Source organism: Nocardioides humi (assembly GCF_006494775.1).
Taxonomy (GTDB): domain Bacteria; phylum Actinomycetota; class Actinomycetes; order Propionibacteriales; family Nocardioidaceae; genus Nocardioides; species Nocardioides humi.
This window is the reverse complement of record NZ_CP041146.1, coordinates 2,481,419-2,495,189: the sequence shown is the minus strand read 5'-3', so window position 1 is coordinate 2,495,189 and position 13,771 is coordinate 2,481,419. Positions and strand designations below refer to the sequence as shown.

Annotated in this window: 12 protein-coding genes; 10 read left to right on the top strand and 2 right to left on the bottom strand. The window is 68.4% G+C overall.

Annotated elements, in window-relative coordinates; all coding sequences use genetic code 11:
• The first annotated feature begins 2 nt into the window (after positions 1 to 2).
• The 9 genes from FIV44_RS12235 to FIV44_RS12195 all read left to right on the top strand — a co-directional run bounded on the left by FIV44_RS12235 (position 3) and on the right by FIV44_RS12195 (position 9,514).
• Entirely contained in the window at positions 3 to 1,682 is a 1,680-nt protein-coding gene (locus FIV44_RS12235) for an AMP-binding protein (protein WP_141004675.1), read from the top strand.
• A 313-nt stretch (positions 1,683 to 1,995) separates the two neighbouring features.
• Entirely contained in the window at positions 1,996 to 2,883 is an 888-nt protein-coding gene (locus tag FIV44_RS12230; RefSeq protein ID WP_181411131.1) for an amidohydrolase family protein, read from the top strand.
• Positions 2,880 to 4,016: an amidohydrolase family protein gene (locus FIV44_RS12225; protein WP_141004673.1), complete on the top strand. Its 1,137-nt coding sequence runs from the start codon at positions 2,880 to 2,882 to the stop codon at positions 4,014 to 4,016. Before FIV44_RS12230 ends, FIV44_RS12225 begins: the two co-directional genes overlap by 4 nt.
• Before the next feature lie 32 nt (positions 4,017 to 4,048).
• Positions 4,049 to 4,240 (top strand): ferredoxin, encoded by a 192-nt coding sequence (locus tag FIV44_RS12220; protein WP_141004672.1) that lies wholly within the window; start codon positions 4,049 to 4,051, stop codon positions 4,238 to 4,240.
• On the top strand, positions 4,237 to 5,847 hold the full coding sequence (locus tag FIV44_RS12215) for an FAD-dependent oxidoreductase (protein ID WP_141004671.1): 1,611 nt from the start codon (positions 4,237 to 4,239) through the stop codon (positions 5,845 to 5,847). The genes FIV44_RS12220 and FIV44_RS12215 overlap by 4 nt, the downstream gene beginning before the upstream one ends.
• A gap of 9 nt (positions 5,848 to 5,856) precedes the next feature.
• Positions 5,857 to 7,110: an Nramp family divalent metal transporter gene (locus FIV44_RS12210; protein WP_141004670.1), complete on the top strand. Its 1,254-nt coding sequence runs from the start codon at positions 5,857 to 5,859 to the stop codon at positions 7,108 to 7,110.
• Positions 7,111 to 7,164: 54 nt separating this feature from the next.
• Entirely contained in the window at positions 7,165 to 7,794 is a 630-nt protein-coding gene (locus tag FIV44_RS12205; RefSeq protein WP_181411130.1) for an MFS transporter, read from the top strand.
• A complete protein-coding gene (locus tag FIV44_RS12200; protein ID WP_141004668.1) occupies positions 7,773 to 8,297 on the top strand; it encodes an MFS transporter in 525 nt (174 codons plus the stop codon). Before FIV44_RS12205 ends, FIV44_RS12200 begins: the two co-directional genes overlap by 22 nt.
• A gap of 71 nt (positions 8,298 to 8,368) precedes the next feature.
• Positions 8,369 to 9,514, top strand: a complete 1,146-nt coding sequence (locus FIV44_RS12195; RefSeq protein ID WP_141004667.1) for an acyl-CoA dehydrogenase family protein — start codon at positions 8,369 to 8,371, stop codon at positions 9,512 to 9,514.
• An 8-nt stretch (positions 9,515 to 9,522) separates the two neighbouring features.
• Here FIV44_RS12195 and FIV44_RS12190 read toward each other — a convergent pair whose 3' ends face one another.
• Positions 9,523 to 11,625: an acetate--CoA ligase family protein gene (locus FIV44_RS12190; protein WP_141004666.1), complete on the bottom strand. Its 2,103-nt coding sequence runs from the start codon at positions 11,623 to 11,625 to the stop codon at positions 9,523 to 9,525.
• Positions 11,626 to 11,683: 58 nt separating this feature from the next.
• Positions 11,684 to 12,766 (bottom strand): ABC transporter substrate-binding protein, encoded by a 1,083-nt coding sequence (locus tag FIV44_RS12185; RefSeq protein WP_181411129.1) that lies wholly within the window; start codon positions 12,764 to 12,766, stop codon positions 11,684 to 11,686.
• A 242-nt stretch (positions 12,767 to 13,008) separates the two neighbouring features.
• Here FIV44_RS12185 and FIV44_RS12180 point away from each other — a divergent pair, with 242 nt between their 5' ends.
• Positions 13,009 to 13,704, top strand: a complete 696-nt coding sequence (locus FIV44_RS12180) for a carboxymuconolactone decarboxylase family protein (RefSeq protein WP_219996416.1) — start codon at positions 13,009 to 13,011, stop codon at positions 13,702 to 13,704.
• The last annotated feature ends 67 nt before the right edge of the window (positions 13,705 to 13,771 follow it).

Below are 13,771 nucleotides of genomic sequence, written 5' to 3'. Positions count from 1 at the left end.
GGATGAAAGACATCGGTGTGGACAGTCCGGTGAACCGGCTCCGCTCCCGTGCTCCAGGAGAGGTCTCGATGACCGCGTTGCTGGAGAGGGCCGCGCGTGAGCGGCCTGGGGACATCTTCTTCACCCACGGGGACGAGGCGGTCGGTCTCGACGAGTTCAACCGTCTCGTCAACCGCATGGCACGCAATCTCCAGCAGGCAGGAGTGACCGCCGGCGTGCACGTGGCGGTGATGATGGACACCGGTCGTGACTACTTCGCCACCTGGTTCGCGCTCGCGAAGGTCGGCGCGGTCGAGGTGGCGATCAATCCGGCGTACCGGGGCGAGCTTCTGGCCCACCAACTGCGCCAGAGCGCCAGCATGATCGCGGTGATCGACGAGGAGTACCTGCCGAACCTCGCCACGGCGGCTGGGGAAGTGGACGACCTGCGCACCGTGGTGGTCCGCGGTGACTCCTGGTCACCTTTCGAGGTGGCGGGGCCCTCGAGGAGCTGGAGCGGGTTCGACCGCCTGCTGGCTCCACAGCCCGAGGACAACCTGGGCCTTGAGGTGCCACCGGACTCGATCGGCGGCATGGTGTTCACCTCCGGCACCACCGGACCGTCGAAGGCCGTGCTGCTGTCCCAGCACTACATGGCTGCCTACGGACTGATGTACGCCGAGGTGAACGAGCTGGACGAGTCCGATGTGATCCTCAACTTCCAGCCGGTCTTCCATATGACGGGCAAGTTCGTCGCCATCGCGGCCCTCGCGGTGGGCGGCCGGATGCACGTTATGAGCCGGTTCAGGGTGACCGGGTTCTGGGACGAGATGCGTGCGTTCGGTGTCACCAACGTGGTCGCCATCGGAGGCGTCTGCAACATGCTGCTGTCGGTTCCAGCAACGCCTGACGACACCGACAACCCGGTCAAGGTCGTCTATGCGGTCCCGGATCTCCCCGAGCTCCACACCGAGTTCGAGCAGAGGTTCGACTGCGTTGTCACGACCGTCTTCGGCTCGAGCGAGGTCGGGCTGCCGATCTTCCGGTCGCCGGCCGATGTCTATGCTCCGGGCAGCGCAGGTCGGCGCAGTCCGCACTATGAGGTGGAGGTCGTCGACGGATTCGGTGCGATTCTCCCGCCGGGTCAGGTGGGCGAGATCGTGGTGCGCGGGCGGGGGCCCCTCCTCCTGTGCTCGGGCTACAACGGTCAACCCGAGAAGATGCTGGAAGCGACCCGTGACCTGTGGTTCCACACGGGTGATCGCGGCAGGTTCGACGACGAGGGGAACATGTGGTTCGTCGACCGAGCCACGGACTCACTGCGACGTCGCGGGGAGAACATCTCCTCGTTCGAGCTCGAGAGCCAGATCGCGAGGCACCCAGCCGTGGCCGAGGCCGTGGCGGTCTCCACACCGTCCGAGCTGGGGGAGGACGAGGTCTGGGTTCTGGCACGTCTGCGAGAAGGGTTCAGCGTCACCCCAGAGGAGCTGCTGCAGCACTGCGAGACGGTGCTGCCCTACTTCATGATCCCGCGCTACATCGAGATCGTGGAGGACTTCCCGCGTACGCCGACGGCCAAGGTCCAGAAGTACAAGATCCGTGCGCAGGGGCCTGGAGTGGCCACGTGGGACCGCGAGGCGCATGGATGGTTCATCCGCGGCCGGAAACTCGTTCGTGAAGCCACCGAAAGGACAATGCCTTGACCACCCTTGGCTCAGTTCCCTCCGACCGCCGCGTCGACTTCGTGGCGAACGACGCGCACCTCGCCACGGTGTCGATGACGGAGCGGTCGGGGCGGTCCAGAGCTGCCACCACGTACGAGATCGTCGACGCGGCAGTCCATGTCCGGCCGGTGGACCAGGCAGATCTGCGGCGGTACCTGCCTGCGATCTGGAAGCACCGTCGGCTGCCCTTCGGCGACCGCTACTACTACCCCAACGTCGTGGGCGACTCCCTCATCGAGTCCTACGGCAACGAGGGTCCCCTGCGTCGACCCACCGCCTGGTCGAGGAGCACGTGCGCGGCGCCGTCGGTGCCCGACACGCCATCCTGCACCCCTACACCTACGGACTCCTCCCGGACGAGGATCTGCTTGCCGCGATCTGCTCGGCCACCAACGCCTGGCTCGCCGAGACCTGGCTCGAGGACCAGCCGTCCGATCGGCCGTACCGCGGAACGATCCGGGTCTCGCCGACCAGCGTCTCCCACGCGGTCGCAGAGATCGAGAAGTGGGGCTCCCACCCGGACTTCGTGCAGGTCGGGGTTCCGATGCAGTCGCTGCAGACCTACGGCAAGCGGGTGTTCTGGCCTATCTGGGAGGCGGCGGTCGCTCACGATCTACCCGTCACCGTGCTGACCGACGGCGAGACAGGCGTCGAGCTTGCTCCTACCCCTGTGGGCTACCTGCGGACCTTCCTCGGCTTCTCGTCGTACAAGCCTCTCAACTTCATCAACCATCTGGCGAGCTTCATGGTCGAGGGCGTCTTCGACCATCTGCCCGACCTGCGGGTCGTGTTTGCCGATGGTGGCTATGACTTCGCCGTCGCCATGTCCTGGCGCATGGACAAGGACTACCGTCCCATGCGTGCAGACATGCCGTGGATGACCGAGCTGCCGTCCCACTATCTCGCCTCGAACGTGCGATTCGTGACGTCGTCGACCGACCGATGCACCGATCCGGAGATCCTCGGCGAGTGGCTCGCGATGGGCGACGCCGACCAGATCCTGGTCTACGGCAGCCACTATCCCGAGTGGGACTTCCTGGCTCCGGAGGAGGCCATTCCCGAGGCGGATGACGCCACCCGGCAGCGTGTCCTCGGAGGCACGGCCCGCGAGCTCTTCGGGCTGACCCCCGAACCCCTGACCCCCGACCCCGAATCACGACCCGCCAAGGAGGGCTCATGACCAGCGGACTCATCGACACCACCGCACCGGTCGAGCAGGTTGCCGTCGAAGTGGTGGATTGCGACATCCACGTGAATCCGCGCAACGGGACTGAGCTGGCGGACTTCATGCCTGTCGAGTGGGCCCATCTCAAGGATCTGCTCTACGGCCGCGGCATGCTCGGTACGTCGGTCATCTTCGCCGCTCCCAACGAGGGACGCCGACTTGACGCGTTCGGTGACGACGGCAGTCCCGCTGGCTCGGACCCCGGCCTCACCGGACGTCAGCTGTTCGACGAGGCGGGCGTCGACATCGCCATCATCATCCCGCTGACCGAGAAGTCATCGGCGAATCCAGAGCACGAGGCCGCCATGGCCGCCACGACGAACAACTGGCTCGCGGAGACGTGGCTGAGCACCCACAACGGGCACGGTCGCTACAAGGGCACGATCCGGGTCAGCTCTGACCCGGCCCTGGCGGTGGCGGAGATCCGGAAGTGGGCCGACCATCCCCATTTCGTCCAGGTCATGCTCAACCCCTACCTCGGCGTCGGCATGGGTCAGCGTCAGTTCTGGCCGGTCTACGAGGCGGCGATCGCGGCAGATCTGACCGTCTGCACCCACGTGACGCTCCAGCGTCCCGGCCCAGCTCTGATGACCTCGACGGGCGCTCCCCGCACATTCCTCGAGAACCATTCGCAGTTCTCGATGCTGTATGCCGGGCACCTGGTGAGCATGCTCGAGTCGGGGGTGTTCAACCGCTTCCCCGACCTGCGGTTCACGTTCGTGGAGGGAGGCTACGCCTGGTGTCTGCCATTGCTGTGGCGCCTCGACAACCACTGGCAGCGGCTCAGGGCGGAGATCCCCGAGCTGAAGCGCCCGCCTTCCGACTACGTTCGCGACCACGTGTCGTTCACCCGCCAGCCCTACGAGGAGCCACGTGATCCGCGCTACCTCGCGCGCGTCATCGACTGGCTGGGCCCCAAGACGCTCGAGTTCGCCACCGACTACCCGCACTGGGACGGCGACTACAACCGTCGCGTCGGGTTCACCGGTGTCGATCAGGACAGCATCAGGCGAATCCTCGGTCTCAACGCGATCGAGAAGTACAGGCTTCCCTCGACTCGCGCGGCTGCCCACTGGAGCGAGTTCTGATTCCGGACGACAGAAATCAGAGGACGGTCGAAATGAAGATCCGCGTCGACGAGGATGCCTGCCAGGAGCACGGGCAGTGCGTGCTGATCGCGCCCGATGTTTTCGATCTGGGGGTCGACGGCCTCACCTACGTTCCCGATCCGCCGGATGAGCTTGAAGCCACCGTGCAGGAGGCTGCGGCAGCCTGTCCCGTCCAGGCGATCTTGCTCGGACCCGCAACGTGAGCGGCACGATCCTGGTGGTTGGCGCCTCCATGGCCGGCCTCCGTGTTGCGGAGCGCATCCGCGGACTTGGTCACTCCGGACCGATGACGGTGATCGGCGACGAGCCCTGCATGCCCTACAACCGGCCACCGCTCTCGAAAGAGGCGCTTCGAGGCGAGGAGTACGACGAGCGGCTCCCGTTCCCGATCCGTCCTGCCCTCAACGACGTACAGTGGCGTCTGAGTACAGCCGCGGTGAGCGCTGACCTCGACGAGCGCCGGGTGGTGACATCCGCAGGTGACGAGCTCAGCTACGACGGGATGGTCATCGCAACCGGGCTGCGACCCCGCCGTCTGGATCTTCCCGGCCCGCAGGCCGGTCGCCACGTGGTTCGTTCGATGGCCGACGCGCAGGCGCTGCGCGATGCCTTGAGGAACGCGCCGTCGGTGGCCGTCGTCGGCGCGAGCTTCATCGGATGCGAGGTCGCGGCAGTCGCCGTCACCCTTGGCTGCCAGGTGACCGTGGTGGCGCCGGAGCGTGAGCCCATGGAGAGGGTGCTCGGCACCGAGCTGGGTGCGCAGGTACGTCGCCGCCACCACGAAGCCGGTGTCACCTTTCGGATGCAGGAGGTGCCGGTCGCGTTCGAGGGTGACGGCGCCGTGGAGGCGGTACTGCTCTCGTCGGGTGAGCGGGTCCCCGCCGCCGTCGTGGTCGAGGCAGTGGGCTCGATGCCCAACGCCGAATGGTTGGGCGGCAACGGTCTCGATCTGTCCGACGGTGTGCTCTGTGACGCAAGGATGCGGGTCGAAGGCGCCGAGTGTGTCGTCGCCGCGGGCGATGTCGCCCGCTTCCCACACCGATGGTCTACCGGTCGAGCCGTCCGGGTCGAGCACTGGAACACCGTCGGCGACATCGCGCGCGTTGCCGGTGACTCCCTTCGCCATCTTGTCACGGATGATCTGGGGGACATCCGGCTGACGAGGGAGAGGCGGCGACGACAGCGACGGTCGTCCCGTCCTTCTGGAGCGACCAGTACGACCTGCGGATCTACGGCCTCGGCGACCCGGCAGCGGGCATCGGCGACGTACGGCTGCTGTCCGATGCCGACGTGGCTCCCGTCTACGGATACCACGTGGACGGCCAGCTCAGTGGCGTGGTCGGCCTGGGCGGACTGCGGAGCGTCCTGCCCCATCGTGAGAGCCTGCTCGGCTCCGCCTTCAGCAACGACCTGGCCGACCATCACTGGCCCGGCAGCAAGTGAGAGGGGATGGTCCATGGCGACCCCACATGTCATCTGTCCGGCTGAGGAGCTCCAGCCGGGTATGCGGAAGCTGGTGCGCATCGGCAGGCTGGAGCTGGGCGTCTACAACGTCAAGGGGCAGATCGTCGCCGTACGCAACCTCTGCCCCCACGCCGGAGCTCCGCTGTGCCACTCCCGCGCGACAGGCACCGTGGTCTCCCCCGCGCCCACTCAGCGTGAGTGGGCATACGACGGCGAGATCCTGAAGTGCCCCTGGCACGGCTGGGAGTTCAAGCTGCCAAGCGGCGAGACGCTGGTCGAACCGAAGTACAAGGTGGTCACGTTCCCGGGTCGCATCGAGAACGGCGACGTCGTCGTCGACGTGTGACGCGCCAGGATGGTCGAGGAGGGCGTGCAGGTCCAGCGCGAGAGGTCGCGAAGCCGACTGGCTGCAACGGCTCCGTTCCTCGGTCCGGCACTCGTTACGGCGATCGCCTATGTGGACCCGGGCAACTTCGCCACCAATGTCTCGGCCGGTGCGGAGTACGGGTACCTGCTCGTCTGGGTCGTGCTCGTCAGCAATGTCATGGCGATGCTCATTCAGTACCTGTCCGCCAAGCTGGGGATCGCGACGCGACGGAGTCTCGCCGCGGTCTGCCGGGACCGGTTTCCGCGGCGCGTGGTCGTCCCGCTCTGGCTACAGGCTGAGCTTGTCGCGATCGCGACCGACCTTGCCGAGGTCGTCGGCGGTGCCGTCGCCCTCCAGATCCTGTTCGGCACGCCCCTGCTCGTCGGGGGCACTATCACTGCCGTCGGAGCCTTCGCGCTCCTCACCCTTCACACCCGCGGGGCGCGAACCTTCCAGGCTGCGATCGCCGTGTTCCTGGGGGTGATCCTCCTCGGATTCGCGTGCAATGTCTTCCTGTCGGACGTCGAGCCGAAAGGACTGATCGAGGGCGTTGTCCCTCGCTTCGACGGAACGAGCAGCGTCCTGCTCGCGACAGGGATGCTCGGAGCCACGGTGATGCCGCATGCGATCTACCTGCATGGCGCGTTGACCGGTGCGACGATGGCCGGCCGGACCGCGGATCAGCAGGGAGCGGCCCTGCGCGCCCAGCGGATCGACGTCGTGGTCGCCATGACCTGCGCAGGAGTCATGAACCTGGCTCTCCTGGTGATCGCCGCGGCGGCGCTCGCGAGCCAGACTGAGGACCTCGCCACCCTGCAGGCGGCCCATGGAGCTCTCGGCGAGGTCCTCGGCCCGGCCGCTGCGCTGGCGTTCGCACTCAGTCTGCTCGCCTCGGGTTTCGCCGCTTCGAGCGTCGGCACCTTGGCTGGACAAGTGGTGATGGAGGGCTTTCTCCGGCGCCGCCTGCCTCTTGCCCTGCGTCGCCTCGTCACACTCGCACCGGCCCTGGTCGTCCTGGGCCTCGGAGTCGACCCAACCCGAGCGCTGGTCATCTCGCAGGTCGTCCTCTCCTTCGGGATCCCGTTCGCGCTCGTCCCTCTCGTCATGATCACCGCCAGCAAGCAGCTGATGGGCACGCTGGTGAACCGGCGGATCACGACCCTCCTGGCATCCCTGGTGGCGGCCGTGATCGTGGTGCTCAACCTCGTTCTCGTGGTTGAGACAGCGCGCGGGAACGGCTGAGGTCAGGGTCAATTGACAAGGACACGAGCCACCAACGCCGTACGCCTCGTCGTGGTGGCGACGCTCCAGGACTGCGTCGCGATCCTGCCCCTTGGCCTCGTAGCGGCGTTCGCGGCGCGGTTGACGACCGCTCACGGCGGGGATGGCAACCTGGCGGGCTGGCTCACCACGAGCTTCTTCCTGCTGGGGAGCCTGACGGCGATGGGCTTGGGGCCATTCATCGATCAACTCGGCGTGCGCCGGACAGGCGTCGTGTCGGCGATCACTCTGGTCACGATGGCGCTGCCGCTCATGGCGTGGCCAGGGAGTCCGATCGTGTTGGGTATCGGCGTGGCGGCGGCCGGTGGGTGCTTCGCCGTCGTCCTGCCGTCGACGAATGGGCTGATCGCCGCTGCTGTACCGATGGATCGGCAGGTACTCGCTGTGTGCACGAAGCAGGCCGCGCTTCCGCTTGCGATGCTGCTCGCGGCGGCGGCATCGTCGGCTCTGGACTGGATCTGGGCGGTGGTCGTGGCGGAGGCGGCGGCGGTGGCTGTCCTCGTTGTCTTCGCTCGTACGACACGTTCTCTAGGCCCTGGAAGGCGGAGGACGTCGCGACGGCCGGCCGCCGCGTCGCGCGATACGGCGTCGCCACCTTCCTGGCCTCCGCGGTGGTCGGCGGCATGCTCGGCTACTCCGCGCTGACGTTGGCGGGAGCGGGTCTCTCGTCGGGGACAACCGCCTGGGTTCTGCTGGTGGCGGGCCTTCTCAGCGTCGTCGCGCGGATCCTGAGTGGCGTCTTGGTGGATCGTTGTGGTTTTCGGTCCTGGTGGCTGGTCACCCTCACGATGTGGATCGGTGGGACCGGCGTCGCGCTTCTCGGCGCCGGGGCGCAACCCGTCGTGCTTGTCGGCTGCCTCCTGGCCTACGCCTTCGGCTGGTGCTGGTCAGGCCTCACCTTCGCTCTGGTGCTGAGCGAGAACAGTGGCCGGCCTGGGCGTTCGAGCGCTGTCCTGCAGGCGGGCGGCATGGCGGGCTCGGCAGCAGGTCCGGTGCTGATGGCTTGGACGATCACCCATGCCGGCATCGGATCGGCGTGGTTGGTGATGGCGGCGGCGATGCTGGTGGCTGGCGCCATCGTCGCCCCCGTCCCGGCTCCGCCCACTGCCCGAGTCCAGGCACGTCTGGGCGAGGCGGAGCCAGGCTGACTCGCGACCTCCGGCCTTGTTGTGCACGGGGACAACGACCGCGCAAGTGACCCGCGAGTAGAGTCGCGAGCATGAAGCGTGAGATCTACGACGAGGACCACGAGGCCTTCCGCGCGTCCGTCAAGGAGTTCGTGGACCGGTCCGTCCTGCCGCACACCGAGGAGCACATCGCCGCGAAGGCGCTCCCGCGCGAGTTCTGGCTCGAGGCCGGCAAGCAGGGCCTGCTCGGGCTGTGCGTGCCGGAGGAGTACGGCGGCTCGGACGCCGGCGACTTCCGGTTCAACGCCGTGCTCCAGGAGGAGCTCGCGAAGGTCGGCGCGGCGTACCCCACCTGTCACGGCATCCACGCCGACATCACGGCGCCGTACATCGTCGAGCTGGGCACGTCCGAGCAGAAGGAGCGGTGGCTGCCAGGCGTCTGCTCCGGCGAGATCCTGCTGGGCATCGGCATGACCGAGCCGTCCGGCGGCTCCGACCTCGCCGCGCTGAAGACCACCGCGGTCCGCGACGGCGACGCGTGGATCATCAACGGCTCGAAGACCTTCATCACCAACGGCTACTCCGGCGACCTCTTCGTCACCGCCGTGCGCACCGACCCGGAGAAGGGCCCCAAGGGGATCACCCTCTTCGGCATCGAGGCGACCATGGAGGGCTTCTCGCGCGGCCGCAAGCTCGACAAGGTCGGCATGGAGGAGTCCGACACCGCCGAGCTGTTCTTCGAGAACGTCCGGGTCACCGACGCCGAGATCATCGGCGAGCTCGACATGGGCTTCATCCACATGATGCAGAAGCTCCCGCAGGAGCGGCTCGGCTGCGCGGTCGCCAATGTCGCGCACGCCAAGCAGATCCTGCTCGAGACCATCGAGTACGCCAAGGAGCGGCACGCCTTCGGCGCCCCCATCGGCACCTTCCAGCACAACAAGTTCCTGCTCGCCGACCTGGTCACCCGGATCGAGGCGGCCGAGGCGTACATCGACAAGTGCGTCCTCAACCACTCCCAGGGCACGCTCACCGCGATCGACGCCGCCAAGGCGAAGTGGTTCTCCTCGCAGGTGCAGTCCGAGGTGCTCGACCACTGCGTGCAGCTGCACGGCGGCTACGGCTTCATGAACGAGTACCGCGTCGCCCGGGCCTGGCGCGACGCCCGGGTCACCAAGATCTGGGCCGGGTCGAACGAGATCATGAAGGAGCTGATCGGGCGCGACCTGGGGCTGTGAGGCCGGCATCACGTGGATGGACCAGGCTCCGCCAGGGTGACGACGACGTCGAGCGCCTCGACGGAATCGGACACGATGCGCAGGGGGTTGATCTCGAGCGCGGTGAGCCGAGGGCCGAGAGCCAGGGCCAGGTCGCCGATGCGGGTGATGACCTGCGCGAGCTCGTGGAGTGGCGCCGGCGGGTGACCTCGACCGCCGGCGAGGGCCGCGCGGGCGCGCAGGTCGTCGAGCATCGTACGGACAGTGGGGACGTCGACGGGCAGTAGGCGGGTACTGACGTCGTCGAGCACCTCGGTCCACACGCCACCGAGACCGACCGCGAGCACCGGTCCCCACTGGGCGTCGCGGACCACGCCGACGATGAGGTCGATCCCATCAGGCCGCATGGGACCCACGAGCGCGCACGGGGGCTCTCCGCGGTCTGCGAGCACGGCTGCGACCTGCGCGAAGCCCCGGGCGACGTCGGCCGGGCCGACGAGCCCCAGGTGAACGCCGCCCACGTCGCTCTTGTGCGGGATGTGCGGCGAGACCAGCTTGAGCGCCACCGGTTCGTCCCATTGCGCCGCCGCGGCGACGGCGGCCGCCGATGTGGTCACGATGGTGGCTGGGGCCACCGGGATGCCGTTGGCGCGCAGGAGCTGGCGGCCGTCCTCCTCGGACCAGGGCTCGTCGAGGTCGCGCCGGGGAAGCACGGATGGCGGACTCGACACCGCTGTGGCGTGGGGGCGAGCCCACCACCTGCTCATCAGGGCGACGGCGCGGACGACCTGCGTCATCGAGCCGGGCAGGATCGGCAGGCCGTGTTCCCGGGCGCGCTCGCGTACCCCCGCAGGAAGTCCGTACGCCGAGCCGGGGCAGAGGGCCACCGGTGCCCGGCCCGGGTCCGGGCGGGTCGCGCGGGCGGCTGCGTCCAGCATCGCGGTCGTCGCGCCGGTGCCGTCGACGGGGATGGGTACCTGGGCGAGCACCAGTCCGACACCGGGATCGGCACGCAGGCTCGTGAGCACGTGCTCGAGGACAGCAGGATTCGAGACGGCCGCGCCGGTCGCATCCAGTGGGTTCGTCACCGAGCCGAAGGAGGGCAGGACGGTGCTCAGGGCCGCCACGGTCCTCGGCGCGAGGTCGGCCAGCGTCACGCCGTAGCGGTCGGCCGCATCGGCGGCGACGCTGCAGGCGCCCCCCGAGATCCCGGCGGCGGCGATGGCCGGGACAGCGGGCGGCGGCACCGTGGTCGCGATCGCTGCGGCGAGGACCGCCTCCTCCAGGCTGTCGACGGCCACGACGCCGACCGATGCGAAGGCGCTGCGGGTGGCCCGGTCGTCGCCCACGAGGGCGCCGGTGTGCGCCGCCACCGTCCGGGCGCTGGCGGCGCTCCGTCCCACCTTGAGTGCGATGACGGGCTTGCCGGCCTCCGACGCGCGCCGCGCGGCGTCGAGGAAGGCCCTCGGCCGGCGGACGGTCTCCAGGAACAGGCAGATCGCTCCCGTGCGCGGATCGCCGACGAGGTGGTCGATCACCTCGGCGACATCGACCCCGGCCTCGTTGCCCGTGCTGACGAGCAGGCTCAGTCCCACGCCGGTCGCCGCGAAGAGATCGAGGGCCTCGGCCGCGATCCCGCCGCTCTGGGAGACCATCGCCACCGAGCCCGCAGGAGGCAGGCTTCGACGGGCGAGGGGAGGGAAGAGCGCGACCCGGTCGTGAGGGCTCACGAAGCCGAGACCGTTCGGGCCGATCAGGTGGAGGCCGGACCGCACGACGGCCTCGCGCAGTCGCTGCTCGGCGTGTGCACCGTGCGCGCCCGCCTCGGTGAACCCCGAGGCGAGGACGACGATGTTGCGGATGCCCGCCGCGGTGGCGTCGCCGAGGGCCCGCTCGACCGCGGCCTCCGGCACGAGGAGGTAGGCGAGATCGACCGGCCCACCGATCTGGGCGAGGCCGGTCACGGTCGCCCTCCCGCCCACCGTGCGTCCACGGCCGTTGACGAGGTGCAGGTCTCCGGCGTAGCCGACCCGATCCAGGCCGTCGAGGACGAGCTGTGTCCACGGGGCGGAGTCCGAGGCGCCGACGAGAGCGATCGAGCGAGGGGCGAAGAGCGTGCTGAGGGAGCTCATGTGTCCAGGGCGGCTGTGCGGGGCCGGGCGGCGTCCGGCCCCGCACCTGTGCCGCCGATCAGCCGAAGAGCGGCTTCCACTCGGCGGTGTACTTCTCGTCCAGCGCCGACTGGTCCTCCGGGACCGGCATCGCGGTGAGATCGTCGATCCCGGGAAATCCTTCGGGACCGGGCGAACCGCTCACCAGGCCGTAGTCGCCACGGGCGGCGATGGCCTCCTGGCCCTCGGGGGTGTAGAGCCATGCGATGAACAGCTTGCCCGCGTTCGGGTGCGGCGCCTGCGTGGAGAGCATCGTCGCCTGAGGAGCCATGAACTGTCCGCTGTCGGCGTTGCCCTCGACGGGGAACACCATCCCGAGCGGCCCGCTGCTCTTGACCGCCTGGTAGAAGCTGATCGGCATGCCGACGCCGATCATCGCCTCCCCGGCCCCGACGACCTGGGGGTACTCGGTCGACGAGGCGACGATCTTCGGTTCCTGCGCGGCGAGCTTGGCCATGTGGTCCCCGGAGATCTCGCCGTTCTCGGAGAGGTTGGAGTAGAGCGCCTCGGTGCCGCTGACCTTCGTCAGGTCCTGGAGAGCGATCTTGCCCTTGTACTGGGGGTCGAGCAGGTCGTCCCAGGATGTCGGGGGCTCGCTCACCCCATCGGTGTTGTAGACGATGCCGAAGCCGGTCCCGTTGGCCATGGTGATGCCGTCGTGCAGCACGCCGATGTCGGCCATGTCGTACTGACTCGCGTCATAGAACTCGACCCAGCCGGAGTCGGCGTACTGGTCGATCTGCTGGGGACCTGCCATGACGACGTCCACGGTGTGCTGCTTGGTGGCGAACTCCTGCTGGAGCTTGGTGTACTGATCGGCGCAGCAGATGGCCTCGCTCTTGATCGTGATGTCGGGGTACGTCTCGGTGAACTTGTCGAACAGCGGCTTCCAGGCCTCCGCGAGGATGCTGTAGAAGACCAGCTCGTCCTCACCGTTGTCCTTGGCCGCTTGGTAGAGCTCGTCCAGCGAGCCGACGGTGAACATCAGGTCGTCGGAGCCGGACGCCTCCTTGTCGTCGTCGCCGCAGGCGGCGACCAGGGTCGATGCGAGGACCAGCGCAACGCCGAGCTGCAGCCCTCTCGAGATAGCGCGGAACCTCATGGATGGTTGTCCAATCTTCAGCCGAGACGGTGGTGAGCTGTTCGATCGCCCTGACGGCGGATCCAACGGGCAGCCGGGCTGCTTGTCGGAGAAGGCAAGCATCGAGTGCGCGTCACGCACCGTCCCCATGCGGGTACATTTCGCGATCACCCGGCTCCCCGAGCCCCGGGGACGGTGATTTCCCGGCCTCGTCGTGGCTACGCTCCCGACCTCGATGACTGCCGAGGATGCTGGAGGGCGACGTGGACGATCGGTACGAGCGCGGGCGCGTGCGGCGCAAGGAGGTGCTCGGCGATGCGTACGTCGAGGAGGTGCTGGCAGCGGCCACTCCGTTCACACGAGATCTGCAGGAGTACGTCACGCGCGCCTGCTGGGGTGACATCTGGAGCCGCCCGGGGCTCCTGCGCCGCGAGCGCAGCATCCTCAACATCGGAATGCTGGTCGCCCTCGGGCGGGCAGCTGAGCTCCGGCTGCACCTGCGCGCGGCACTCTCCGGTGGTGTCACCGTCCGCGAGATCAGGGAGCTGCTGCTCCAGAGCGCCTTCTACTGTGGCGGCCCGGCGGCTCTCGACGCCTTCCGGGTCGCCTCCGACGTCCTCGACGAGCTGGGCCTCGACCAGGCCGAGGCCGACACGACGTGCCGGCACCTGGTCCATCAGGCGGCGTTCGCGTGGGCCGAGCACGCGCCCTCCGACATCTCCGAGAAGGTCCGTTCGGCGCTCGACGACCTGCGGCCCCACCTGTGCGGCGTGCATCTGCTCACCTATGGGCCGGATCTCGGCCTGAACGAGGAGACCGCCGACTTCGCGGTGTTCGGGCTCTTCGCCGACGAGCCGGCCTATCGTGCCTATGCCGACCACCCGGACCACCGATCCATCCTGCACGACCTGGTGCTGCCGAACGCCACGTCCAGAACGGTCATCCAGTACCAGGTCTGATCCCGCCCTGGCCGGGGCCGGCCGATACTACCCGTTAGGGTCCGGCGGCCTCCGAGAGTGCGACCTA

Excerpts from the sequence above, each read along its gene's own strand:
- FIV44_RS12220 (WP_141004672.1), top strand. The coding sequence starts at position 4,049 with ATGAAGATCCGCGTCGACGAGGATGCCTGCCAGGAGCACGGGCAGTGC.
- FIV44_RS12225 (WP_141004673.1), top strand. The coding sequence starts at position 2,880 with ATGACCAGCGGACTCATCGACACCACCGCACCGGTCGAGCAGGTTGCC.
- FIV44_RS12185 (WP_181411129.1), bottom strand. The coding sequence starts at position 12,766 with ATGAGGTTCCGCGCTATCTCGAGAGGGCTGCAGCTCGGCGTTGCGCTG.
- FIV44_RS12210 (WP_141004670.1), top strand. The coding sequence starts at position 5,857 with ATGGTCGAGGAGGGCGTGCAGGTCCAGCGCGAGAGGTCGCGAAGCCGA.
- FIV44_RS12190 (WP_141004666.1), bottom strand. The coding sequence starts at position 11,625 with ATGAGCTCCCTCAGCACGCTCTTCGCCCCTCGCTCGATCGCTCTCGTC.
- FIV44_RS12195 (WP_141004667.1), top strand. The coding sequence starts at position 8,369 with ATGAAGCGTGAGATCTACGACGAGGACCACGAGGCCTTCCGCGCGTCC.
- FIV44_RS12235 (WP_141004675.1), top strand. The coding sequence starts at position 3 with ATGAAAGACATCGGTGTGGACAGTCCGGTGAACCGGCTCCGCTCCCGT.
- FIV44_RS12200 (WP_141004668.1), top strand. The coding sequence starts at position 7,773 with ATGCTCGGCTACTCCGCGCTGACGTTGGCGGGAGCGGGTCTCTCGTCG.